This is a genomic window from Archangium sp. Cb G35 (assembly GCF_001896145.1).
Lineage (GTDB): Bacteria > Myxococcota > Myxococcia > Myxococcales > Myxococcaceae > Archangium > Archangium violaceum.
In genome coordinates this window covers 353,129-376,897 of the sequence record NZ_MPOI01000010.1, presented here as the reverse complement: position 1 = coordinate 376,897, position 23,769 = coordinate 353,129, and the positions used below count along the sequence as shown (strand labels likewise).

The 23,769-nt window shown below is 69.1% G+C and carries 18 protein-coding genes; 12 read left to right on the top strand and 6 right to left on the bottom strand.

Annotation, left to right across the window (positions count from 1 at the left end; genetic code table 11):
- Positions 1–219: 219 nt before the first annotated feature.
- The 8 genes from BO221_RS29810 to BO221_RS29775 are packed head-to-tail and all read left to right on the top strand — an operon-like array spanning position 220 to position 9,077.
- A complete protein-coding gene (locus BO221_RS29810; RefSeq protein ID WP_073564393.1) occupies positions 220–1,053 on the top strand; it encodes a cytochrome c in 834 nt (277 codons plus the stop codon).
- 16 nt (positions 1,054–1,069) lie between these two features.
- Positions 1,070–1,708: a respiratory nitrate reductase subunit gamma gene (locus tag BO221_RS29805; RefSeq protein WP_073564129.1), complete on the top strand. Its 639-nt coding sequence runs from the start codon at positions 1,070–1,072 to the stop codon at positions 1,706–1,708.
- A gap of 14 nt (positions 1,709–1,722) precedes the next feature.
- Complete coding sequence (locus BO221_RS29800) at positions 1,723–2,349, top strand: cytochrome c3 family protein (protein WP_073564127.1); 627 nt, start codon at positions 1,723–1,725, stop codon at positions 2,347–2,349.
- A gap of 12 nt (positions 2,350–2,361) precedes the next feature.
- Positions 2,362–5,343, top strand: a complete 2,982-nt coding sequence (locus BO221_RS29795; RefSeq protein WP_073564125.1) for a TAT-variant-translocated molybdopterin oxidoreductase — start codon at positions 2,362–2,364, stop codon at positions 5,341–5,343.
- The gene (gene nrfD, locus BO221_RS29790) at positions 5,340–6,830 is read left to right on the top strand and encodes an NrfD/PsrC family molybdoenzyme membrane anchor subunit (RefSeq protein WP_073564124.1); all 1,491 of its coding nucleotides are present in this window, start codon (positions 5,340–5,342) and stop codon (positions 6,828–6,830) included. The genes BO221_RS29795 and nrfD overlap by 4 nt, the downstream gene beginning before the upstream one ends.
- Entirely contained in the window at positions 6,827–7,345 is a 519-nt protein-coding gene (locus tag BO221_RS29785) for a DUF3341 domain-containing protein (protein WP_073564122.1), read from the top strand. Before nrfD ends, BO221_RS29785 begins: the two co-directional genes overlap by 4 nt.
- A complete protein-coding gene (locus tag BO221_RS29780; RefSeq protein ID WP_073564120.1) occupies positions 7,342–7,914 on the top strand; it encodes a cytochrome c in 573 nt (190 codons plus the stop codon). Before BO221_RS29785 ends, BO221_RS29780 begins: the two co-directional genes overlap by 4 nt.
- Positions 7,911–9,077 carry a hypothetical protein gene (locus BO221_RS29775; protein WP_073564118.1) on the top strand — a complete coding sequence of 389 codons (1,167 nt, stop codon included), beginning with the start codon at positions 7,911–7,913 and terminating at the stop codon, positions 9,075–9,077. The genes BO221_RS29780 and BO221_RS29775 overlap by 4 nt, the downstream gene beginning before the upstream one ends.
- 77 nt (positions 9,078–9,154) lie before the next feature.
- On the opposite strand, the gene BO221_RS29770 is transcribed toward BO221_RS29775, so the two are convergent.
- Together BO221_RS29770 and BO221_RS29765 are read right to left on the bottom strand one after the other, a co-directional pair.
- Complete coding sequence (locus BO221_RS29770) at positions 9,155–10,255, bottom strand: sterol desaturase family protein (RefSeq protein WP_073564116.1); 1,101 nt, start codon at positions 10,253–10,255, stop codon at positions 9,155–9,157.
- A gap of 92 nt (positions 10,256–10,347) precedes the next feature.
- Positions 10,348–10,899 carry a TIGR02265 family protein gene (locus tag BO221_RS29765; RefSeq protein WP_255408495.1) on the bottom strand — a complete coding sequence of 184 codons (552 nt, stop codon included), beginning with the start codon at positions 10,897–10,899 and terminating at the stop codon, positions 10,348–10,350.
- Between the two features lie 423 nt (positions 10,900–11,322).
- Here BO221_RS29765 and BO221_RS29755 point away from each other — a divergent pair, with 423 nt between their 5' ends.
- Together BO221_RS29755 and BO221_RS29750 are read left to right on the top strand one after the other, a co-directional pair.
- Entirely contained in the window at positions 11,323–13,965 is a 2,643-nt protein-coding gene (locus tag BO221_RS29755) for a kelch repeat-containing protein (RefSeq protein WP_233166306.1), read from the top strand.
- 168 nt (positions 13,966–14,133) lie between these two features.
- Positions 14,134–17,376 (top strand): serine/threonine-protein kinase, encoded by a 3,243-nt coding sequence (locus BO221_RS29750; protein WP_073564107.1) that lies wholly within the window; start codon positions 14,134–14,136, stop codon positions 17,374–17,376.
- 30 nt (positions 17,377–17,406) lie between these two features.
- Here BO221_RS29750 and BO221_RS29745 read toward each other — a convergent pair whose 3' ends face one another.
- Entirely contained in the window at positions 17,407–19,083 is a 1,677-nt protein-coding gene (locus BO221_RS29745; RefSeq protein ID WP_073564106.1) for a serine/threonine-protein kinase, read from the bottom strand.
- 182 nt (positions 19,084–19,265) lie between these two features.
- Between BO221_RS29745 and BO221_RS29740 the strand changes: the two genes are divergently transcribed.
- Entirely contained in the window at positions 19,266–19,841 is a 576-nt protein-coding gene (locus BO221_RS29740; RefSeq protein ID WP_073564104.1) for a hypothetical protein, read from the top strand.
- A 51-nt stretch (positions 19,842–19,892) separates the two neighbouring features.
- Positions 19,893–21,020 (top strand): winged helix DNA-binding domain-containing protein, encoded by a 1,128-nt coding sequence (locus BO221_RS29735; protein WP_073564102.1) that lies wholly within the window; start codon positions 19,893–19,895, stop codon positions 21,018–21,020.
- 1 nt (position 21,021) lies between these two features.
- On the opposite strand, the gene BO221_RS29730 is transcribed toward BO221_RS29735, so the two are convergent.
- The 3 genes from BO221_RS29730 to BO221_RS29720 all read right to left on the bottom strand — a co-directional run bounded on the left by BO221_RS29730 (position 21,022) and on the right by BO221_RS29720 (position 23,757).
- Positions 21,022–22,263, bottom strand: a complete 1,242-nt coding sequence (locus tag BO221_RS29730; protein WP_073564100.1) for a YgcG family protein — start codon at positions 22,261–22,263, stop codon at positions 21,022–21,024.
- A gap of 74 nt (positions 22,264–22,337) precedes the next feature.
- Complete coding sequence (locus tag BO221_RS29725) at positions 22,338–22,934, bottom strand: hypothetical protein (protein WP_073564098.1); 597 nt, start codon at positions 22,932–22,934, stop codon at positions 22,338–22,340.
- A 133-nt stretch (positions 22,935–23,067) separates the two neighbouring features.
- Positions 23,068–23,757: a sulfite exporter TauE/SafE family protein gene (locus BO221_RS29720; RefSeq protein ID WP_233166305.1), complete on the bottom strand. Its 690-nt coding sequence runs from the start codon at positions 23,755–23,757 to the stop codon at positions 23,068–23,070.
- Positions 23,758–23,769 lie beyond the last annotated feature (12 nt).

Sequence of the window (23,769 nt, the reverse complement as noted above, 5' to 3'; positions counted from 1 at the left end):
ATACGCCTCGGGCTCGCGGAAGAGACGTCGTCAGTGCGCGTGCGCGGCAAATGCTGCGCGCGGGAAATGCGCGGGCGCAAATGCTGCGCACCCGGCACTTCACGTGGAAACGCGTGCTCTCTCGGAGTGAGGCCCGGCCGGTTGCTGGCCTTGCGGTTGCAGGGCGGCGCCGTGAGCCGGGCGAGGGAGCCGGGCTCTCACGAGGAGGGGCACTCCGCGATGGATACATACGTCCTGAGCCGGCGCCAAGGGCGGGCACTGGCCGTCGCCGCCTTGCCGATGCTGGCGTTGCTCGCCGCGCTGCCCGCGGCGGCGCAGGGAGTTCCCGAGGGGGCACAGCTCTTCAACCAGCGCTGCGCGAGCTGTCACACGGTTGGTCAGGGAGATCGGGTGGGCCCGGACCTGATGGGCGTGCTGACGCGCCGCGAGGAGTCCTGGGTCACCTCCTTCTTGAAGAGTCCGGGCGCGATGATCGACGGAGGCGATCCGATCGCCAACGAGCTGCTCGGGAAGTTCAACGGCATCCGGATGCCGGACCAGCAGCTCACCGATGACGAGCGCAAGGGCCTGTTCGCGTTCTTCCGGGACTGCGCGGAGAAGGGCAGCTGCCAGCCAGGGGACACCGGGCCGAAGCTGGCCTCGGACGCCACGCCCGAGCAGATCGAGCACGGCCGTCAGCTCTTCGAGGGCCGGGCGGCGTTGGCCAACGGGGGCCCGCCGTGCATCGGCTGCCACAACGTGCGCGACATTGGCGTGGTGGGGGGCGGCACGCTGGCGCGTGACCTGACCTTCGCCTACGCGCGGCTGGGCGAGCGCAAGCTGACGCCCGCGCTGAAGGACATGGACTTCCCGCTGATGAAGGACCTCTACGGGAAGGCGCCGCTGACGGACGCGGAGCAGTACGAGGTGAAGGCGTATCTGGCGAGCGTCTCGCGCGACGGCACGCCGCCCCGAAAGGACCGGGACTTCTTCTACCTGGGCTTCGTGGGGATGGGCGTCGCGCTGGGCTTCATCGGCATCGTCCTGGGCGGCCGTGGCCGCGCGAAGGACTGAGAGAGCGAGGCGACACGTGAGCAACACGTTCCTCTACGATTCCCTTCCGTACCTGGTGTTGGTGCTCGCCGTGGGCGTGCCCGCCTGGTTGCGCCACCGTGAGCGGCTCTCCGCCTGGGTGATGCACCAGGTGGAGCGCGAGGGCACCGGCTCGGCGGCCGTGTCCCTGGTGGTGGGCGCCACCATCATGCTGCTGTGGCACGCGGCCTGTTTCCTCCTGCCGCAGCCGGTGCAGCTCTTCATCCGCTCGCCCATGCGCCTCTTCCTCCTGGAGGTGGTGGGGCTCATCGGCGGGATGATGCTGGCCTGGGGCCTGGTGGCGAGCATCACCCGCAGGCTGTCGAGCCGTGACCCTGGCGCCCGTGCGTGGCTGCCCTTCCAGGTGCTGCTGCTGGCCGAGGTGCTCAATGGCCTCGTCATCGCCGTGGCCTACCGTTGGGCCTCGGCCTGGTACGTGAGCGTGGTGGTGCCGTACCTGCGCTCGCTGGTGACGCTCCAGCCGGACGCGACGCTCATCGCCCAGCTGCCGCTGACGGTGCGGTTGCACCTCTTTGGCGCGCTCGCGCTGCTGCTCGCCTGGCCCCTCACGCGCTGGCTGGCCTCGGAGTCCTCCGCGCCCGGCCTCGTCTCCGCCCGGGAGGAGACCGCCGGATAGGCGGGAGACATCCCATGATCGACCCGACCCGAGCCGCTCTGCTCTCCGGTGTGCTGGCCGCCCTCGCGATGGGCGGCTGTGACACCACGCCCGTGAACAACAACCAGAATTACATGCCCGAGCAGCCCATCGCGTTCTCGCACGCGGTGCACGCGGGCCACTACGAGATCGACTGTCAGTACTGTCACGTGGGCGCGGAGAAGAGCCGGCACGCTGGCATTCCCCACGCCGGGGTGTGCATGAACTGCCACACCCAGGTGAAGACGGACTCGCCGGAGATCCAGAAGCTCACCCAGGCCGTGAAGCGCGGCAAGCCCATCGAGTGGGTGCGGGTGCACCGGCTGCCGGACCATGCGTACTTCAACCACGCCAACCACGTGACGGCGGGGCTGGAGTGCCAGAAGTGCCACGGCCCGGTGCAGGAGATGGTGCGTCTGGAGCAGGCGGAGCCCATGACCATGGGCTGGTGCCTGGACTGTCACCGCCAGACGCAGGAGTCGCAGGCGAGGGCGCCGGTGCCGCCGTTGGCATCCGGTGTGCTGATGGCCTCCGCGTCCGGGGTGCCCACGGCGAAGGCCCCCCTCAACCCCGCGCCCCGCACCTTGAATCCTCCCACCGATTGCTCCGGCTGCCACCGCTGAGGAACGCGCACCATGTCCGAGACGACCCCCAAATACTGGCAGAGCCTGGCCGCGCGGGATGGAGACCCGGCCCTGCTCGAGCGCTCGCGCAACGAGTTCTCCGAGGAGTTGCCCGTGGGCGTGGCGGCTCAGCCCGCGGACCAGAGCTCGCGCCGGGACTTCTTCAAGGTGATGGGCCTGAGCGCCGCGGCGGCCATGGTGGCCTGCCAGCGTGCCCCCGTGCAGAAGGCGGTGCCCTTCCTCACGAAGCCGGACGAGCTCACCCCGGGACTGGCTCTCTGGTACGCGTCCACCTGCGGCGCGTGCAGCGCCCAGTGCGGCGTGCTGCTGAAGACGCGCGATGGCCGCCCCATCAAGGTAGAGGGGAACGCGGAGCACCCGGTGTCGCGCGGTGGCGTGTGTGCCGTGGGCCAGGCGTCCGTGCTGTCCCTCTATGACGCCAACCGCTCGCGCTGGCCGTCCGTGGGGGGCACGAAGGCCACATGGGCCAGCCTGGACCAGACCGTCACCGGGGGGCTCCGCGAGGTGGCGAAGGAGGGGAGGGCCATCCGGCTCGTCCTCCCGTGGGTGCTGGGGCCCACTGCCGAGGCCGCCGTGGCGCGTTTCCTCGCCGCGTTCCCCACTGCCCGCACGGTGCGTTACGACGCCACGGGTGAGTTGGAGGCCATCGCCGAGGCGCACCGCCTCACTCACGGTGTGCGTGTGGTGCCGGACTATCGCTTCGACCAGGCGAAGGTCATCGCCAGCTTCGGCGCGGACTTCCTGGGCACCTGGGTGTCGCCGGTGGCCTTCACCCGCCAGTACAGCGTGGCGCGCGACGCGGCTGGCACGCGGGAGATGTCGCGGCACTGGCAGCTCGAGCCGCTGATGACGCTGACGGGCGCGAGCGCCGACAAGCGCGTGCCGGTGGCCGCGTCGGACCAGGTGCCCGCGCTGGCGGGGCTGGTGAAGCGGTTGGCCCAGAAGGCCGGCCGCGCTGTGGAGGGTCTCTCGGGCGTGCCCGCGCCTCGTATGGACGCCGGCGTGCTGAACACGCTGGCCGCTGAGCTGTGGGCCGCGAAGGAGAAGGCCCTGGTGGTGTGCGGTGGCGACGAGCCCGTCGCGCAGGTGCTGGCCAACCTGGCCAACGAGCTGCTCGGCAATGCCGGCATCACGGTTTCCGTCTCCGGCGGCCTCACCCTGGACGCGGGAGCGATGGGCTTCGGCGAGCTGCTCGCCGAGTTGGAGGCGAAGCAGGTGGGCGCCGTGCTCTTCCACGGCGTCAACCCGGCCTACACGCACCCTCGGGGAGAGGCACTGGCGGGGCTGCTGAAGGACGTGGCGGTGACGGTGGCCACGAGCGACCGGCTCGACGAGACGGCCTCGCTGGTGCGCTTCCACGCGCCGGATCACACCCCGTTGGAGTCCTGGGGTGATGCCGAGCCCCGGCGGGGCGTGCTGAGTCTGCGCCAGCCGGTGGTGTCCCCGCTGCACGAGACGCGCGGCATGGTGGAGTCTCTGTTGAAGTGGGGAGGGGTGGAGCAGTCGCACCACGACTTCCTGCGCGCCCGCTGGGAGGCCGAGGTCTTCCCGCGCGCGAATGTGGCCACGGGCTTCCAGGCCTTCTGGGACGAGGCGGTACGGCAGGGCGTGGCGGCGGTGCTGCCCCAGCCGGCCACCACCGGGAGCCCCGCGTTCCGCCCCGAGAGCGTGGCGGCGGCGCTGGCGGGCAGGGTGGTGGCGGCGGACGAGGGGCTCGAACTGGTTCTGTATCAAAAGGTGGGCTTGAGGGACGGCGCGCTGGCCAACAACGGCTGGCTGCAGGAGATGCCGGATCCGATCTCCAAGGCCACCTGGGGCAACTACCTCTGTGTGGCGCCCGCCACGGCCGCGAAGCTGGGCATCAGCGACGGCCAGGTGGTGCGGGTGAGCACGGGAGGGAAGACGCTCGCGGTGCCGGCGCTGGTACAGCCGGGCACGCACCCGCGGGCGCTGGGCCTCGCCATGGGTTATGGCCGGACGAAGGTGGGACGTATCGGGAACGCAGTGGGGGAAAACGCCTTCGTCCTGGCCGCTTCTACCAACGGGAAGGTGCGCCGCGCGGCACTCGGGGTGAAGTTGGAGGTGACGCCCGAGACCCGGCCACTGGCCCTCTCGCAGATCCACGCCTCGATGGAGGGGCGTGGGTTGGTGCGCGAGGCCGAGCTGGCGGAGTTCCTCGCCAACCCGCGCGCGGGCAACGAGGTGGAGGGCGGGCACGGCGGTGGGCACCCGCTCTCCATCTGGTCCGGTCACGAGTACAAGGGCCACAAGTGGGCGCTGGCGGTGGATTTGAGCGCGTGCACGGGCTGCTCGGCGTGCGTGGTGTCCTGCCAGGCGGAGAACAACATCCCCATCGTGGGCGAGGACGAGGCGCTGAGGCAGCGCGAGATGCACTGGATGCGCATCGACCGGTACTACGAGGGCGAGCCGGACGCGCCCCGGGTGGTGCACCAACCGATGATGTGCCAGCACTGCGAGAACGCCCCGTGCGAGACGGTGTGCCCGGTGCTCGCCACGGTGCACTCGACGGAGGGCCTCAACCAGCAGGTCTACAACCGCTGCGTGGGCACCCGCTACTGCGCCAACAATTGCCCCACGAAGGTCCGCCGCTTCAACTGGTTCGACTACAAGCACGACGAGCCCCTGGAGCGCCTGGTGCTCAACCCGGACGTGGTGGTGCGCACGCGTGGCGTGATGGAGAAGTGCTCGCTGTGCGTGCAACGCATCCACGAGGGCAAGGCCGAGGCGAAGCGCGAGGGACGCGAGCTGCGTGATGGAGACATCCGCACCGCGTGCCAGCAAAGCTGCCCGGCTCGGGCCATCCACTTCGGCGACATCAACGACCCGGACAGCGGCGTGGCGAAGCTGGCGAAGAGCGGGCGCGCCTACCGGTTGCTGGAGGAGATCAACATCGGGCCGGCCGTGACGTACCTCACGAAGGTTCGCAACACCGGAAACGGGAGCGCGGAATGAGCAACCAGCACACTTCCACCCTCCGGGTGCCGCTCGTCAGCGAGGAGCGCACCCTCGGCCAGCTCACCGAGGAGATCTGCGCCCCCATGGAGCGCAAGCCCTCCCGCATGTGGTGGGTGGCCTTCGCCCTGTCGGTGGCCACGCTCGCGGTGGGCGTGGGCATGGTCACCTACGAGGTCTCCACCGGTATCGGCGTGTGGGGTCTGAACAAGACGATTGGCTGGGCCTTCGACATCACCAACTTCGTGTTCTGGGTGGGTATCGGCCACGCGGGCACGCTCATCTCCGCCATCCTCTTCCTCTTCCGGCAGAAGTGGCGCACGAGCATCAACCGCGCCGCCGAGGCCATGACGCTCTTCGCCGTCATGTGCGCGGCCATCTTCCCGGTCATCCACATGGGCCGGCCGTGGAACGCCTTCTGGGTGCTGCCGTACCCCAACGACCGCGGCTCCCTGTGGGTGAACTTCCGCTCGCCGCTGTTGTGGGACGTGTTCGCCATCAGCACGTACTTCACCATCTCGGCGGTGTTCTGGTACTTCGGCCTCATCCCGGACCTGGCCACGGTGAGGGACCGGGTGAAGGGCGGACTGAAGAAGGCCGTCTTCAAGGTGCTGTCGTTCGGGTGGAATGGCTCGTCACGCACCTGGCACCGCTATGAGACGGTGTACCTGCTGCTGGCGGGCCTCGCGACGCCGCTGGTGATCAGCGTGCACACCATCGTGTCGTTCGACTTCGCCACCTCGGTCATCCCCGGCTGGCACACCACCATCTTCCCGCCGTACTTCGTGGCCGGCGCGGTGTTCAGCGGCTTCGCCATGGTGCTGACGCTGATGATCATCACCCGCGTGGTGCTGGGCTTCGAGCACCTCATCACCCTCCGCCACCTGGAGAACATGACGAAGGTGATCATCGTCACGGGTGGCATCGTGTCGCTGGCCTACGGGACGGAGTTCTTCATCGCCTGGTACTCGGGCAACCCGTACGAGAAGTTCACGTTCATGAACCGCGCCTTCGGGCCGTACGCGTGGGCGTACTGGACGATGGTGACGTGCAACGTGGTGTCGCCGCACCTGTTCTGGTTCAAGAAGGTGCGTACGTCGCCCGCGGCCATCTTCGTGCTGTCGCTGGTCATCAACGTGGGCATGTGGTTCGAGCGCTTCGTCATCATCGTGACGTCGCTGCACCGGGACTTCCTGCCCTCGAGTTGGTCCATGTACACGCCCACGGTGGTCGAGGTGGGCACCTTCGTGGGCACCTTCGGCCTCTTCTTCACGCTGTTCCTGCTGTTCACCCGGGTGCTGCCAATCATCTCCATTGGCGAGGTGAAGAGCGTGGCGGCCTTCGCCAGGGGCTCGCACGCCCCCGAGCACGCCTCCCAACCGGCCCACGGCTCCGAGGCTCCGCACGAGCACCCGGCCGAGGCGCCGGAGCCCCTGCCCACCCCGGCCCTGGCGGCCGCGGCGGTGCGAAAGGACATGCCGGTATGAGCCCGTCCCAGTCCGTCCTGCTCAGCTACTTCGACAGCGAGGAGCACGTCCTCGACGCCACCCGGGCCGTCCGTGAGGCTGGGTACGCGGTGCATGATGTCTACACGCCCTACGCCATCCACGGCATGGACGAGGCCATGGGGCTGAAGCCCTCGCGCCTCACCTGGGTGTGCTTCGGGGCGGGGTTGCTGGGCGCCACGTCCGCGCTGTCGCTCCAGTACTACACGTCCGTGGTGAGCTGGCCGCTCAACGTGGGCGGCAAGCCGTTCAACTCGTTCCCGGCGTTCATCCCCGTGACGTTCGAGCTCACCGTGCTGTTCGCGGGCCTCTTCACCGTGGCGGCCTTCCTGCTGCGCTCGAAGTCCTTCCCCGGCAGCAAGCGCGAGGCACTGCCCAGGGTGACGGATGACCGTTTCGTGCTGGCGCTGCGCGCGGATGAGTCGGACGCGAAGGTGAAGGCCCTCCTCGAGCGCCACGGTGCGCTGGAGGTAGAGCAGATGGAGGTGGCGTCGTGAAGCGGTTCCTCATTGGTACGAGCGTGCTCGCCGCGGCCCTGCAGGTGGGGTGCGAGCGGGACGTCTCCCAGCCCAACCTCGAGTACGCGCCGGACATGTACGGCTCCGTGCCGTACGACAGCTACGCGCCCAATCCCAACACGCGCGATGGCAAGACGTTGATGGCGCCCGCCCCAGGCAGCATTCCCCGGGGTTACTCGCCGCTGCACCATGGCCCGGGCCCCGAGGAGGCCACCCGCGCCGCCACGGAGCTGAAGAATCCCTTCGAGGCCTCGGAGCCGGTGCTGGAGCGCGGCAAGGTGGCCTTCAACCGCTACTGCTCGCACTGCCACGGCTCGAGCGGGCTCGGGGATGGGCTGGTGGCCGCGCGCTTCCCCCGGCCTCCGTCGCTGCTGGCCGAGCACGCCCGTGGCCTCGCCGATGGGCAGCTCTTCCACATCATCACCCAGGGACAGGGGCTGATGCCGGCCCATGGCTCCCAGGTGGCCCCGGAGGATCGCTGGAAGATCGTCCACTACCTGCGCTCGTTGCAGTCGCCGGCGCGGACCGCTCGGAAGGACACGCCATGAGCTCCTCGGGAATCGTCGTCGGCCCCAACGTCCGCCGGATTTGCATGGGAGTAGCGGCACTCGGCCTGTCCGCACTGGGCGCGGGGCTGGCCCTCTCGCCCACCCGTGGCTTCTCCAGCCTGCTGATCAACGGCTTCTTCTTCCTCACGCTCGCGCTGGGCGGCGCGGTGTTCCTCGCGCTCAACTCCGTGGCCAACGCGGGCTGGTACACCGTCTTCAAGCGCATCCCCGAGGCCTTCGCCTCCTACGTGCCCGTGGGCGCAGCGAGCCTGCTGGTGGTGCTCGCGGGGTTGCCCTCGCTGTACCTGTGGGCCCGCCCTGGCGTGATGGAGGCGGACCACCTGCTGCACCAGAAGGCCGCCTTCCTCAATGCACCGGGCTTCGCTCTCCGCATGGCCGTGATGCTGGCCATCTGGGCCTTCTTCACCTGGCAGTTGCGGCGCAACTCGCTGGCCCAGGACTCCGATGTCTCAGCCAATCCCACGCGGCGGAACGTGGCCACCTCGGCGGTGTTCCTGGTGCTGTTTTCCATCACCTTCTGCCTGGCCAGCTTCGACTGGCTGATGAGCCTGGAGCCGCACTGGTTCAGCACTATCTACGGGCTCTACAACATCGCTGGCATGCTGGAGTCGAGCGTCGCGGCGATCACCCTGGCCGTGGTCCTGATGAAGAGCTCGGGGCGGATGAAGGAGATCAACACCAGCCACCTGCACGACCTGGGCAAGCTGATGTTCGGCTTCGCCACGCTGTGGGCCTACCTCTGGTTTTCGCAATTCCTGCTCATCTGGTACTCGAACATCCCGGAGGAGACCGTCTACTTCATCCACCGGATGCACGGGGGCTGGACACCGCTGTTCTACTTGAACCTGGCGCTCAACTGGGCGCTGCCCTTCGTGTTGTTGTTGCCGAAGCCGGCCAAGCGCAATCCGTCGCACCTGTGTATCGTCGCCGGCATCATGCTGGCGGGGCGGTGGTTGGATCTGCACCTGATGATCTCCCCCGCCAACATGCCCGAGTACACTGGCGTCAGCGTATGGGACGTGGCGGGTTTGCTGGGGCTCGGGGCGCTGTTCGTGCTGACGGTGACGCGGACGATGGGCTCGGTGCCGCTCATCGCGCGCCATGACCCATACCTCGTGGAGAGTCTGCACCATCACACGTAGGCCCTCTCTTCCTGTGCGAGAGGGAGTGCGTATGGGCCGAGGTCACCGTTCCTCCGGTGGCCTCGGCCGTTGTTCTCTCAGAGCACGGCCACCACGAGCGGGGCCGCCGCGAGCCGCACCGCCTCGACCAGGGGGCCCCAGCGTTTGCCCTCCAGCACTCCGCCCAACCCTCCCAGTGACACGAGGAACCAGGCCGCGAACGCGAGCCGCTCCGGCTGGGACAGTGAACGGCTCCGGACGAGGAACAGCACCGTGACGGCCAGCGTCAGCACGCCCACCACGCCCACGTAGAGTGCCACCCGGCGCGAGGTGCTCACCTCGAACCGGGCCCGGTCCACCGCGGTCTCCGTGGCCGGAACCTCTACTCCCGGTGGAGACCACTCGGGCGGCATGAACCACACCTTGAGCTTGTCCAGCGCGCGAGGGGCCTTCCTGGCGCGGGCCACGAGCTCACCGAAGGGAGCCAGCGCGGCCACCAGCGGGTTGAACGTGCGGACCGGCTTCACCGTGCCGTAGGTGGTCCGCTCCTCCTCGGCCTCGAAGGTGCCGAACAACCGGTCCCAGATGATGAGGATGCCGCCATGGTTCTTGTCCAGATAGCGGCCGTTGCAGGCATGGTGCACGCGGTGGTGGGAGGGCGTGACGAGCACCCACTCGAGCGGCCCGAGTCTGCCGATCAACTCGGTGTGCACCCAGAACTGGTAGAGCGTGTTGAGCGCCGCCGCCGTGGCGAACATGGCCGGGGGAAAGCCGATCCACGCGAGCGGCAGGTAGAAGAGGCGCGAGACGAGTGGCTGGAACGGCCCCTGCCGCAGGGCCACGGCCAGGTTGTAATCCTCACTCTGGTGGTGCGGAGCGTGGGCCGCCCAGGCCAGGTTCATCCGGTGCGAGGCGCGGTGGAACCAGTAGTAGGCCAGGTCGACGCCGAGCATCAGCACCACCCACGCCAGCGCCGAGGACGCGGAGATGTCGAGGAGCCGGTATTGGTAGACGGACAGGTATGCGCCCGCCAACAGGCCCACCGCCACCGTGGTGAAGACCGTCTGCGCGGCTCCCAGCGAGAGGTTCGCGAACACATCCGGCCCTCGGAACACGCGCCGGCCCTGGATGCGTCCGCACAGCCACTCGACTCCCATCAACAGGAAGAAGAGGGGGATGGACAGGGTGATGAGATTCATGGCGAGCGCTCCTCGGGGCGAGTCTCGCACGACTCGCCCGGGAGCGCTCCAGCCGCCACCGACCGGACTGCTTCAGCGGGTACCGCCGGGACTCAGTCCCAGGTGAAGATGACCTCGCTGTCGACCCGCCCCGTCTGCCGGCTCCTCACGCCCACCATCGTCGCGCCTCCGAGCTCGAGCAGCATCTCCACCATGCCCGCGTAGTACGCATGCGGCATGAACTCGCGCTTGAAGATGACGCGGCCCTGCTTCGGGCCGATCCACTCGATCACCTGGGTCCCGAAGTTCACGGACGCCTTGCGCGCCGAGGGCAGGCTCTCCACCAGCCGCTTCGGGTCCTTCCCCGACAGCGTCAGCAACATCCTCCCAGCCGTGGTCCCCAGGAAGTCCATGACCGCATCGCGGCCGAGCTTCCTCATCGCCTGATCGTGGCTCGCGCACCGCGCGAGCAGCGCGGGCATCGCGATGGACAGGAACTGCAGTTGCAGCGTAGCGGGGTAGTTGAAGGCATCCACGAGCTGCTCGTGCCCGCTGGCCTCCAGGCACTGCTTCGCCACGGCGTCTCCAGCCAGCGCGCGGATCGACTTCAGCATGCCATTCAGGAACATCCCGCGAGCGGTGTCCTGCGGGGTGCAGTGAGACATCCGCATTCCGCAATCGTGCTGCCAGTCAACCGGAGCCTGGTGCCACGAAACTTGCGCGCTCTCCATGTGTCCCTCCAGAGGATGGGCGACAACGGCGCACATGCGGTTTCCCGGTATGTCGCGGGTCCCCCCCACCGTGCCCATCACGTCTTCATTTCTAGAGGCCACCCGCGCGTGGGGCTGTGAATCGGCTCACAGGTTTCGCGAAATCTTCATGCGGGCGGGGCCGTGCGCGTGTGTGGGTGTCCAGGCCCGCGGTGATTTTGCTGAACGGATGGAGCCCACACACACAAAGACATTCATCGGTCACGGTCTTGTTTGAATATTTTGGCGTGGAAAGAGAGGCGTCGTTTCTTCATGCTTGCACCGGCTGGTCTGCGTGTGGAGCGCAGCCCCCTGGCCGATCGAGAGAGAGGGACGTGCATGAAGATGAGGACCCGAGGCTGGACGTGGAGATCCGCTGGCGCCCGGAGTGCGCTGACGGGCTCGGCGATACTGGCGCTGGCGGCGTGCAGTGGTGTTCACGACGAACAACAGTCAGGACAGGCACCCACGGGCCAGCAGCTTGCTCAGGCGGCACCGCCCGCGTCCCCGCAGTCCTCCACTGTCAGCACGCCCCCCAGCACCCCCACTCCGGCCAGCACCTCCAGCAGCGCCCCGGCTCCCAGTGCCGCCAGCCTCGCGGCGGCGCTGCAGTTCGAGTGGACGGGCAGTGAGGTGCTCCCGGAGTACAAGCAGGTGATGATGACGCCCGTGGTGGTGGACGTGAACGGGGACCGCATCCCGGACATCGTCTTCAGCACCTTCGACGGCGACTACTACAACGAGACCAACAACAACGGCGGCAACGGCAACACCAATGGTGTGCTCCGGGCCATCAGCGGCAAGGATGGGCGCGAACTGTGGACCGCGGTGGATCCGTATGCCCGGGTGAAGCCGGCCGCCAGCATCGCCGCCGGTGACATCGATTCCGATGGCAAGGTGGAGATCTGCGGCATTCCCGAGAACGGCCGCGGCATCATCTGCTTCGAGCACGACGGCACCTTCAAGTTCCGCTCGGCCGAGGACGCGTACGACTACAACGAGTGGGGTGGCCCCTCGCTGGCGGACCTGGACGGCGACGGCACCGTGGAGATCCTCGACGGCAACCGCGTCTACAGCCACACCGGCGCCCTGAAGTGGGTGGGCTCCGATGGCATGGGCGGCGCGCAGTACACCGGCCCCGTCTCCTTCGCGGCGGACATCGACCAGGATGGCATCCAGGAGGTGATCAACGGCCGCGCCGTCTACCGCGCCGATGGCAGCCTCAAGTGCGCCAACACGGAGATTCCCCAGGGCTTCGCCGGCGTGGCCAACTTCGACGAGGATCCGGCGGCGGAGATCGCCGTGGCGGGCTACGGCACGGTGAGCCTGCTCGACGACGACTGCACGCTGCTGTGGACCCGCTCGGTCCACTACACCGACCCGGGGCATCCCTTCCCCACGCAGCCCGGCCACGGTGGCCCGCCCAACATCGCGGACTTCGATGGCGACGGCCAGGTGGAGATCGGCCTCGCGGGTGACTGGAACTACACCGTCTACGGGGCCGATGGCTCCGTGAAGTGGACCCACACCGTCCAGGAGTTCAGCTCCGGCAAGACGACCTCCACCACCTTCGACTTCGAGGCGGATGGCAGCACCGAGGTCATCTACGCCGACGAGCTCTACCTGCGTGTCTTCGACGGCGCCACCGGCGCGGTGCGCTGGCAGACCCGTCACAGCTCCGGCACCACGCACGAGCTGCCCCTCGTGGTGGATGTGGACGCCGACGGCAGCGCGGAGATCATCGTGGTGGAGAACAACCACGCGGCCCCGGGCTTCAATGGCATCCGCGTGTACGGCGACCGTGACAATGCCTGGGTGGGCACGCGCGGCATCTGGAACCAGCACGCCTACTCCATCACCAACGTCAACGACGACGGCACCATTCCTGCGCACCCGGTGGCCAACTGGCTCACCCCGGGCCTCAACACCTTCCGCTCCAATGCTCCGGGCGTCGCCGGCGTCTGCCGCGTGACGGGCTCGTGGGAGAAGACCGGCAGCCTGGCGCTGGGCCGCATCCTGCACACCGCCGAGCTCCTCGAGGACGGCCGCGTGCTGGTGGCGGGTGGCTTCAACACCACCTCGGAGCTGTATGACGCGGCCACGGGCACCTGGGCGCGCACTGGCGACACGCTGGCCACGCACATCTACCACACGATGACGCGGCTGGCGGACGGGCGCGTGCTCATCGCCGGTGGAGGGACGTGCCCCGTCACGCTCGCCACCGCCGAGGTGTACTACCCGGCCCTGGGCCGCTGGAGGGCCACGGGCAGCCTGGTCGTCTTCCGCACCCACCACACGGCCACGCTGCTCCCCAACGGCAAGGTGCTGATCACCGGTGGCGAGGACACCTCCGGCGCCGCGCTGAGCTCGGTGGAGCTGTATGACCCGGCCACCGGCACCTTCTCGCTCGCCGGCAACATGGGCTCGGCCCGCCGCGATCACACGGCCACGCTGCTGCCCAACGGCAAGGTGCTGGTGGTGGGCGGTGGCAATGACTCCTACGACACCCTGGCCTCGGCGGAGCTGTACGATCCGGCCACCGGCGCCTGGACGTCCGTGGGCGGCATGGGGACGCCGCGCAGCTTCCACTCGGCCTCGCTGCTGCCCAACGGCAAGGTGCTGGTGGCGGGCGGTGGCAGCTGGGACATCGCCAGCAGCTCCTCGGCCGAGCTGTATGACCCGGCCAAGGGCACCTGGTCGGCCACCGGCAGCATGAGCACGCCGCGCCGCTTCCACTCGGCCACGCTGCTCCCCAATGGCAAGGTGCTGGCCGTCGCCGGCTACCACCAGGCCACCGGCATCCAGAAGCTCGCGGAGGTGTACAACCCGGCCACCGGGACCTGGTGCCCCGCGGGCAGCCTCGAGGTGGATCGCTACCGCCACACGGCCACGCTGCTCGGTGATGGCCGCGTGCTGGCGACCGCGGGCGTGAGCAACACCGACCAGGCCTCCGTCGAGGTGTTCAGCGTCGGCGGCAAGTAGTCGCGCTCCCAAGTAGTACGCGAGGCCCCGGTCCGGTGGAACGTCCACCGCGCCCGGGGCCTCGCTCCTTTCGGGAGGGGGAGGGGCTCGCGGGCGGGCGACCGTCACGGGGCTCGGCGTCACATGCTAGTGTGCCGCCGTCCGCTGTGACGGGAGTATTGCCCAGCCATGGATCGGAAGTCCCTCAAGGCGCCGCAGAGCACGGCCACCCTGATGCGTGGCGGTGCGGCGGCGGAGCCCACCCTCTCGGGTCCGATTCCCGTTCCCGCCCCGCCCCGGCAGACGTTCTCCGTGGGGACGGAAGTGGCCGGGCGCTACCGGGTGGAGCGCTTCCTCTCCCGGGGCGGCATGGGCGAGGTGTACGCGGCGGAGGATCTCTCGCTGCACGAGCCCGTGGCGCTCAAGACGATCCGCCCGGAGCTGGCCGCCACGCCCGAGGCGCTCCTGCGCTTCAAGCGCGAGCTGCGGCTGGCACGCCGGGTGACGCATCCCAACGTCTGCCGTGTCTTCGACATCGGCGAGCACGAGGTCGTCCCGAAGGAGGGAGGCACTTCGTACCGGATCGTCTTCCTCACCATGGAGCTGCTCGCGGGGCGCACGTTGCATGAGCAACTCGTTCGCCATGGCAGGATGCCGCCGGAGCAGGTGCTGCGGCTGGCCGAGCAGATGGCGGGGGCGCTCGATGCGGCGCATGCCGCGCAGATCATCCACCGCGACTTCAAGCCGGGCAACGTGATGCTGGTGCCCGCGCCGCCGGCGGCCGGAGGCCTGCGGGCGGTGGTGACCGATTTCGGCCTCGCCCGGGGCGAGCTGCTCGAGGGGGACGGCTCCACCTCGCGCGATGGCCACATCGTCGGCAGTCCCTCGTACATGTCCCCAGAGCAGGTGGAGGGCCTGCCGCTGTCGCCGGCCTCGGACATCTACTCCTTCGGGCTGGTGCTCTTCGAGATGGTGACGGGCCAGCGGCCCTTCGTGGCGGAGACGCCCACGGCCACTTCGTTGCTGCGGTTGCGTCAGGCGCCTCCTTCTCCGCTCGAGCTCGTGCCGGAGCTGGCTGCGTCCTGGGCGGAGGTGCTCCTGCGGTGCCTGGAGCGCCAGCCGGAGAAGCGTTTCGCCACCGCGTCCGAGGCCATCGCCGCGCTGCGGAGCGGCGAGCCCACCCCGGCCCTCGTGAAGCTCACCCCGTCCAGGAAGCGGAGCCCCACGAAGCCTTCCCCGGCACCAGCACCGGCGCCGGCGCCGGGCAGCACGGGCAGTCAGCCGGTGGCCCGGCGGGTGGTGGCGGTGCTCGCTCCCCGCAACCTCATGGCAAGGGCCGAGCTGTCCTGGCTGTCCACCGCCCTGGCGGAGCTGCTCTCCGCGGAGCTGGCCATGGGGGAACAGCTCCGCCTGCTCCCCGGAGAGGGCGTGGTGCAGATGCGCAGGGACCTCCTCCTGCCGGACGAGGAGGGTTTCGCGGCGGCCACGCTGCAGCGCATCCGCGCGCACTCGGGCGTGGACCTGGTGCTCACCGGGGCGTACCTCGTGCAGGGGCGCGAGGAGGCCGCGCGGCTGCGGCTCAACCTGCGCCTGCAGGAGGCCACCACGGGCGAGACGCTGGCCCACCTGACGGAGATGGGCGCGGAGGAGGAACTGCTGGAGCTCGTCTCGCGCGTGGGCGCCGCCCTGCGCAAGCGCCTGGGGCTGGCGCCGCTGACCACCGAGCAGGCCCACGGCGTGCGCAGCGCGATGCCGGCGGAGCCCGAGGTGGCACGGCTCTACGCCGAGGGACTCGCGGCCCTGCGCGGCCATGACGCGGCCACCGCCGTGGAGCACTTCGAGCGCGTGGTGAAGCACGAGCCCTCCTTCGCCCCCGCCCACTCAGCGCTGGCCGCGGCCCTCCAGTACCTCTACCAGGAGGAGGCGGCGAAGGCGGCCGCGCGCCGGGCCTTCGAGCTGTCCTCGAGCCTCTCGCGCGAGGAGCGCCTCCTGGTCTCGGCCCGCCATCACGAGGCCCAGGCCGAGTGGTCCCAGGCCATCGAGGCGTACCGGACGCTCTTCGAGTTCTTCCCGGACAACGTGGAGTACGGCACCGCGCTGGTGTTCGCGCAGGTGTCCGCGGGGCAGAACCGGGAGGCCCAGTCCACCCTGGAGGCGCTGCGCCGGCTCCCGCCTCCGCTGGGCGAGGACGCGCGCATCGAGCTGGCCGCGGCGGTGGCCACGAGCGCGACCGCGGACTTCATCGCCTCCAGGAAGCATGCCGAGGCGGCGGTATCCCGCTCACAGGGGGCCAGCCAGGGCCAGCTCGCCGCCTCCGCGCTCATCATGGAAGCCTATGCGGCGCGCAACCTCGGGGAGCCCCTGCGCGCCGTCGAGCTGCTGGAGGAGTCGGAGCGGTTGTTCCTGGCGGGAGGGGACCGGGGCGGGGCGGCGCGCTCGATGCTCGTGCACGCCATGGCGCTCATCGACACGGGCCGGCTGCTGGAGGCCGAGCGCGTGTTCGTCTCCGCCATCGAGGCGGCCCGGGAGATCAAGGGCGCCTCGTTGGAAGCCGAGGCCCTCCTGTGCGCCGGTGGGTTGAGCTGCCGGCTGGGTCATCTCTCCGAGGGTCTGAAGCGTGCCAGCCGGGCCGTGGAGCTCTTCCGGCAGCGCGGGCGGCTGTCCGACATGAATTCCAGCACCATTCTCAAGGGCATGGTGCGGCGGCTCATGGGCGGGCTGGACGAGGGCAAGCGCCTGCTCGAGGAGGGGAGTCATGCGGCCCACGTGTTCTTCGAGGATGGGTACGCCGAGGCCTGGGGCCGCTACGAGCTGGGCTGTCTGCTGATGGATCTGGGCGAGCTGGCGCAGTCCAGGCAGCAACTGGAGCGCGCGCTGGCGTTGCGGCGGGCACGGGGCCTGGGCGCCTTCGTGGCGGAAACCGAGCTGGGTCTGGCGTGCCTGTCCCTGGAAGAGGGGCGGCCCCAGGAGGCGCTCGCGGTGGCCGAGTCCGCCCTGGCCGCCTATGCGGCGTTGAAGAGCGTGGACGGGGAAGGCCTCGCGAATGCGGTGAAGGCCCGGGTGCTGATGGCCCTGGGGAAGATGGCGGCGGCGCGTGAGGCACTGGAGCGTGCCCGGTCCCTCGCGGGCGGCAGCGAGGATGTGTTCATCGCGGCGGAGGTGCGGCTCACCGGCGCGGCCCTGGTGCGGCGGGATGGAGGGCCCTCGGAGCGGGAAGAGGCGGCGCGGCAGCTCCAGGTGCTCGCGACGCGGGCGGCTCGTGACGGCATGAAGCGCGTGGCGCTCGAGGCGCGGATCCTCCGGCTGGAGCTCCACGGCGAGGCGAAGGCCGCCGCGGCGCGCAAGGAGTTGCAGTCCCTCCAGAAGGAAGCGAACCGGCTTGGCTATCGCGGCCTGCTCCAGCGGGCCATTGCCTTGCTCGGAGAGAAATAGACCGGGAAGCCGGGCCGCCCGGCCTGGAGGTCATTGGCCGGGCGAGGCTCCTCCCAGGAGCCCGGTCTCGACGAAGACGGGCTTCAACTGGAGGCCATGGTCCTGATCGAGAACGAGCTGGTTCTCCCAGGGTCTCCAATCCATATCGGTATCGGGCACCCGTCCGACGACCATGCCAGCCAGGGCATTGTCCTGCACGGTGATGCCGTCCCTCAGGGAGGTGAGCCTCACCGGAACCTGCGCGTGATAGCCCGTCAGCCAGTGGGAGAGGCAGCGCCCCGGCTCGAGGACCAGTGCCTCGGACCAATTCCTCTCATCGTCCATGTACTGATACGACAACAGGGTACCCGTCTTGTTGCAGGCCCTGACGACCCGGGAGACGGGCAGGTTGTTGCGGACGGCGGTGTCCAGCAGGGTCATCTCCAGGAACTTCAGTGCCTGATGCTGGAACTTCTGGAGCTCGTCCTTGAGCTGCTCGTTCTGTTGAAGCTGTTGCAGGGCTCCCTGATTCTTCGCCTGGAGATCCCGTGCTTGTGCCTCGGAGCTCCTGGCCTGGCTCCTCGCGATGTCCAGCTCCTGTTTGAGCCGCCGGGTGTTCTGTTGCTCCGTCTGGTAGCTCACCTGGAGCCGCGCCTTGTCCTCGCTCGAGAGGCGCAGGTTCCGCCACGAGGAAGCCAGGCCCGCGAGCAGCAGGAGCGACAGGACGCCCAGCACGAGCAGGCCCGCCACGAGCCCACGGCCGCGAGAGGCTGGTGCCGGAACCGGAGCGGAGGCAGGAACCGGAGCGGGGGCGGGGAGGGGGGCCACCGTTACCGGTGGGACGGGCTTGGGCACTGGATCTTCGAGCGCCTGCTCGAGGGCCGCCCGGAAGGCCGCGCAGTCCTGGAATCTCCCGGACGGATCCACCGTCATGGCCTTGCGGATGCACTGACAGAGGCTCTCGGGCAGTTCGGGCACCACCTGCTCGGGCGGGGTGAAATTGCCCTCGGTGATGCGCTTCATCATCTCGAAGTCGCTGCCCGCGTCGAAGGCCACCCGGCCGGTGGCCGCCTCGTAGAGGATGGTGCCCAGGGCGAAGATGTCCGTGCGCGCATCCACGTCGGACGCCCCGCCGATCTGCTCCGGACTCATGTACGGCCGCGTCCCCAGGAGCACTCCGGTCCGGGTGCGGTACTTCTCGCCCGGCTCGTCCTGCGTCACCTTGGCGATGCCGAAGTCCGTCACCTTGGGATGCATCCGCCCCTGGTGCCCCTGCGCCAGCAGGATGTTGCTGGGCGTCAGGTCGCGGTGCACCACCCGGTGGCCATGCGCCTCCTGCATCGCGTCCAGCACCGGCAGGAAGATCTGCCGCAGGGTGGGCAGGCCGACCCTTCCACCCGGGCTCTGGCCGAGCAGATCCTCCAGCGTGCCGCCTTCCACGTACTCCATCACCAGGCCCGGCACCGGGCTGATGACGATGTCCGTCACCTGGGCGATGTGTGGATGGCGCAGGAGGGCCTGGATGCGGCCCTCGGTGGTGAAGCGGTGGCGCGCGTCGGCGCTGTGGAAGATGCGGGGATCCGGCACCTTGAGCGCATGCAGGCTGTGCAGCCCCAGGTGGCGCACCAGGTAGATGGTGGCCATGCCGCCCGCGGCGAGCTTGCGCACCACCTCGTAACGGTTGTCGAGGAGCCCCCCTGGCTCGAGCAGGCTCGTGTCTTCGCCCATATGCGGGACCCTCTGGGCCGCCGAGTCTACATGAAGGGCGCGTTTCTCCATCGGCTGCCCGTCATGTGCTCGACAGGGGGCCAGCTCGCCTGCCCGGGGGACGGGTGGGCACGGGCACCGGCCCTCCGGGGCTGTTCCGGCCGCGCGAGGGGGCTCACCTTGGTCGAGGGAGGACGTCCTCGATGAAGAGTGAGCGGCTGCCGTGGACTCTCGGATGGGTGAGCCTGGGAATCGGACTGACGGAGCTGGCATTCCCCAAGGGCCTCTGCCGCCTCATGGGCGTCCCGAAGCGCCACGCCGGGCTGCTGCGGGTGTTCGGGCTCCGGGAGATCGCCAGTGGACTGGGGCTGCTGCTCCAGCCGCATCGGCGGGAATGGGTCTGGTCTCGCGTCGCGGGTGATGCCCTCGACCTCTCGCTGCTGGGCGTGGCCTTCCAGCGTCCGCTCTCGAACAAGGGCTGGCTGGGCGCCATCACCGCCGCGGTCGCCGGAGTGACGCTCGTGGACGTGTTCGCCGCCGTGGGGACGTTGCGCTCGCCCCGGCTTCACACGGGGGCCGAGACGCCGTCGCTCGGGATGGACATCGGGAGCAGCGCCCCCGCCGAGAGCTGGCGGGGAAGCGGTCTGGCCGAGGACGTGGGGGCGAACCCGCACCGCAGCGAGGACAGCCTCCCGGAAGCGGATCGGCAGCGCATGATGAAGGAGGCCGCGCGGGAGCTCGGTCTGCCGGATCGGGACGAGCACGGCAACCGGCGCTAGCCCTCGCGAAGACTCGCTGGCGGGACCGGCTCCCGATAAAAGGGAGCCGATATGCCAAGACGCGTGCCCCCAGAGTCCGTCCTCGGTGTGCGCGCGCTCAATCGCGCCATGCTGGAGCGGCAACTGTTGTTGCGCCGCCGGAAGCTCTCCATCCCCGATGCGCTCGAGCAACTGGCCGGTTTGCAGGCGCAGGCCCCCAATCCTCCCTACATCGGCCTGTGGACGAGGTTGGAGGGCTTCCAGCCCGGTGAATTGACCCGGTTGATCAACGATCGGCGGGTGGTGCGCTCCGTGCTGATGCGAGGGACCCTTCACCTGGTCACCGCCCGCGACTTCCTGCGATTGCGCCCCGTGTTGCAGCCAGTCCTCGAACGCCTGCTGCGTGGCACATATGGACGGCTTCTCGCGGGGCTCGATACCGAGGCGCTCGCGGCTTCTGGCCGGGCACTGCTCTCCGAGCGGCCACGTACCTCCAACGAACTCGGCAAGCTGTTGTGCGAGCAGTGGCCCGGCCGCGATGCCAAGGCGCTCGCCAACGCCATCCGCAATCTGGAGCCCCTCATCCACGTGCCACCCGCCGGCACCTGGGATTCCCACAAGCCCGCCACACTCACCACGGCTGAGTCCTGGCTCGACCGTCCGCTCGAAACCGCCACGGCTCCGGACGAGATGGTCCTGCGCTACCTGGCCGCGTTCGGCCCGGCCACCGCCAAGGACGTATCAGTCTGGTCCGGATTGAACTCAGTGCGTGAGGTCATCGAGCGGCTCCGGCCACGTCTGCGCACGTTCCGCGACGAGCACGGTCACGAGTTGTTCGACGTGCCCGACGCTCCGTTGCCCGGCCCCGAGACGCCGGTTCCTCCGCGCCTGCTGCCCGAATTCGACAACGTGCTGCTCTCCCATCAGGACCGGACCCGCATCATCGCCGATGAGCACCGCGCGGCGGTCTTCACGAACAACGGTCTGGTTCGCTCCACCGTGCTCGTCGATGGTTTCGTCCGGGGAACCTGGACGCTCGAGCGCGATGAGGGCATTGCCACCGTGCGCATCGAGCCCTTCGGGCGGCTGGCTGCGAAGGACCGCACAGCCCTGGCCGAGGAGGGGGCCCGGCTTCTCACCTGCGTCGCCACGGACGCGGAGTCCCATGACGTCCAATTCACCGCTCCTGGACGCGGGTGACCTACCAGGACGAGCTGGCCCCGCCCCCGCCGAATCTGCCGCCGCCTCCCTTCCAGGAGCTGTCCGAGCTGGAGCTCCTCGAGCTGGAGCTGTCCGAGCTGGAACTCCTCGAACTGGAGCTCCTCGAGCTGGAACTGTCCGAGCTGGAGCTCCTCGAGCTGGAGCTGTCCGAGCTGGAGCGGCCCGAGGAGTAGGACGAGGCGCCCCACGAGGACGAGGTGTTCCGCGAAGAGCTCGAGGACGAAGAAGCTCCCCGGCTGCCCGACGGACTCGATTCGAAGATGACGATGCTGTTGAGCTTGTTGGACATGGGGCCCAGGATGAGCCAGAGGACCGCGAGCCCTCCCCAGAGGACGCCGGACACCGTTGCCGCCGTCTCCAGCATCTCCAGGACGAAGAGGCTGGGCTTCTGGAAGAACAGGACCCCCATGCTCGCAAGGAGGGTCGCGCACATCAGGGTCGCTCCGAGCCCGGTGGTCCAGCGCAGGGTGAAGAGGAGGGTACACACGAGGAACACCGTGGCATACGCACCGTAGAACAGGAGGAGGTCCCGGGCGGACGGCTGGCTGGTGTCCACACACAAGAAGATGAGGACCGGGGGCCCGAGCAGCAGCGACCCCACGGCCGCTGCCAGCCGCGAGGGTCCGAGTTGCTTCCGCCAGGTGGTGAGAGACCCGCCCAGCAGCATGCCCACGACAATCCCGGCGGCCATCAGACAGAAGAGGACCTCGACCACCTTGTCGAGGCTCCATGGCGCGGCGCCGGGGCTCCACGAGGCGCCGGAGCCTGCCGGCAGACGCGCGCGCACGCCCTTGATGACGCCGAGCACCGCACCGGCGTAGTTCTTCTGGCGCATCAGCGGCCCCTGCGCATCCAGCAGCCGGCGCACGGTGTCGTCCGGCAGGTGGTCCTCCAGCCCGTAGCCCACCTCCAGGCGCATGCGCCGATCATCCAGCGCCAGCACGAAGAGCAACCCGTCGTCCGCACCCCCGCCTCGGCCTCCCTTCCACGCCTCGGCCACAGCCTGCGCGAAGTCCTCGATCGGCTCGCCCCCGGTGGTACCTACCAGCAGCACCGCCATCTGCGCGCCCGTCTGGATGCGCAGTTGCTCCAGACTGGAGGCCACCAGCTCCTCTTCAGCGGGCGTCAGCAGATCGCGCTGATCCGTCACGGGCCGCTCGATGACGGGGACACTGCCCAACAGCAGTACCGCCAGCAACAACAGAGGCCAGGGCTTCACCATGAATGCACCTCGGTGGACAGCCCGAAGCATAGGTCAGACGGAGCGCGGAAGAGGAATCGGGATGATTCGGTGATTCAACTCCGGCCGGACAGCCACTCCTGGAAGTACTCGGCCGTGGGCGGGAACTGGTCCACCCTGCACCAATCCACCAGGTACAGTTGGTGCCGCGTGGCGAATTCCGCCACCAGGCGGATGTCTCCCTCGGCGCCCGTGAGCCCCTTCGGCGAACGGAGGGCCAGTACCTGGACGCGTCCTCCCCGCTGCAGCCCGTACAACGTGAGCCCCGAGGGCTGCTTCACGGCGAAGCCTCCCGCGACCAGTCCCGCCACGCCCTGGAACGACACCCCGTCCAACCACGAGGCCGTCTCTCCCAGGTGTTTTCGCAGCTCATCCAGGGTGAGCCAGGTTCCCGCCAGCGGCGAGGGCACTTCCTTCCGGAGGTGGATCGCGTTGAAGCCGGCGCTCTGACGGTGCTTCTGGTGGATGAGCGCCACGGCCCTCAGTTCGTTTTCGATGGAGGCCTCGAGCGTGTGCGCCACGAGTTCGATCTGCCGCCAGTCGTCTTCGTGCAGCTCGAGTACCTGCTGGCCTGGCTTCGTCGAGCCCTCCTCGATGCCGGGGATATCCTTCGAGAGGGTGGGCAGCGAATAGAGGATGTCTTTCGGATTCATCGTCGCGGTCTGCCTCTGTGGAGTCGTCTGGCCTGGGGTCCTCAGCGTAGCGCGTTCCGGGGCGCGAGCCGGACACCAGGTTGTCCCCGAAGGGATTCGAACCCGTCGGGCATGGGATGACAGAGCAGGGCTCTCAGTGACAGCTCGGCTGGCCCGTGTTGATGCCCACCGCGCGGTAGATGAGCACTGCCGCGGCCAGCAATGGCATCGCTCGTTTGAGTACGAACGTCGCCACACGCGGTTGCCGCGACCATAAGCCTGTCTGCACCTGGGCCCCCAGTAGCGCCGGAAGTCCGCCCAGCGCGAACGCCCCCATCAGCAACGCTCCTCCTCCAAAGGAACTGCTCGCCAGCGCCGCCGCGTACACCCCGTAGAGCAGCCCGCAGGGCAGCAGCGGTGTCACCGCACCCATTGCGCCCGCTCTGCTCGAAAACGAAAACTTTGCGCCCACCCGGGTGACGGCCCCCGCTACGTGGCTCAGCCCCGGCAACGGCCTCAGACGCTTCCCCAGCTCCAGCGCCGAGGCCACCAGCGCCGCCGCCATCACCCACGGCAGCCAGGGTCGCGCCGAGACCGCCAGGGCCCGTGTCACCCCTCCGCCCAGCGCTCCCAGCAGCCCTCCCACCAGGGCGTAAGCCCCCACGCGCGCACTCTGGTAGGCGAGCACCGCGCGCCATCGCTCCGGGCCCCTCACCCCTGGCAGTCCCGCGCACGCCAGCGGCCCGCACATGAGGAGGCAGTGCACGCTTCCGGTGAGGCCCACCATCAGCGCCCCCATCGCGCCCACCCAGAGGTTCTCGAGAACGGGAAATGCCGTGGTCATGCCCGGGTCCAT

Coding starts and splice junctions, on each gene's coding strand:
- BO221_RS29810 (WP_073564393.1), top strand. CDS start 220: ATGGATACATACGTCCTGAGCCGGCGCCAAGGGCGGGCACTGGCCGTC.
- BO221_RS29800 (WP_073564127.1), top strand. CDS start 1,723: ATGATCGACCCGACCCGAGCCGCTCTGCTCTCCGGTGTGCTGGCCGCC.
- BO221_RS29795 (WP_073564125.1), top strand. CDS start 2,362: ATGTCCGAGACGACCCCCAAATACTGGCAGAGCCTGGCCGCGCGGGAT.
- nrfD (WP_073564124.1), top strand. CDS start 5,340: ATGAGCAACCAGCACACTTCCACCCTCCGGGTGCCGCTCGTCAGCGAG.
- BO221_RS29785 (WP_073564122.1), top strand. CDS start 6,827: ATGAGCCCGTCCCAGTCCGTCCTGCTCAGCTACTTCGACAGCGAGGAG.
- BO221_RS29775 (WP_073564118.1), top strand. CDS start 7,911: ATGAGCTCCTCGGGAATCGTCGTCGGCCCCAACGTCCGCCGGATTTGC.
- BO221_RS29770 (WP_073564116.1), bottom strand. CDS start 10,255: ATGAATCTCATCACCCTGTCCATCCCCCTCTTCTTCCTGTTGATGGGA.
- BO221_RS29765 (WP_255408495.1), bottom strand. CDS start 10,899: ATGTCTCACTGCACCCCGCAGGACACCGCTCGCGGGATGTTCCTGAAT.
- BO221_RS29755 (WP_233166306.1), top strand. CDS start 11,323: ATGAAGATGAGGACCCGAGGCTGGACGTGGAGATCCGCTGGCGCCCGG.
- BO221_RS29750 (WP_073564107.1), top strand. CDS start 14,134: ATGGATCGGAAGTCCCTCAAGGCGCCGCAGAGCACGGCCACCCTGATG.
- BO221_RS29745 (WP_073564106.1), bottom strand. CDS start 19,083: ATGGGCGAAGACACGAGCCTGCTCGAGCCAGGGGGGCTCCTCGACAAC.
- BO221_RS29740 (WP_073564104.1), top strand. CDS start 19,266: ATGAAGAGTGAGCGGCTGCCGTGGACTCTCGGATGGGTGAGCCTGGGA.
- BO221_RS29735 (WP_073564102.1), top strand. CDS start 19,893: ATGCCAAGACGCGTGCCCCCAGAGTCCGTCCTCGGTGTGCGCGCGCTC.
- BO221_RS29730 (WP_073564100.1), bottom strand. CDS start 22,263: ATGGTGAAGCCCTGGCCTCTGTTGTTGCTGGCGGTACTGCTGTTGGGC.
- BO221_RS29725 (WP_073564098.1), bottom strand. CDS start 22,934: ATGAATCCGAAAGACATCCTCTATTCGCTGCCCACCCTCTCGAAGGAT.
- BO221_RS29720 (WP_233166305.1), bottom strand. CDS start 23,757: ATGACCACGGCATTTCCCGTTCTCGAGAACCTCTGGGTGGGCGCGATG.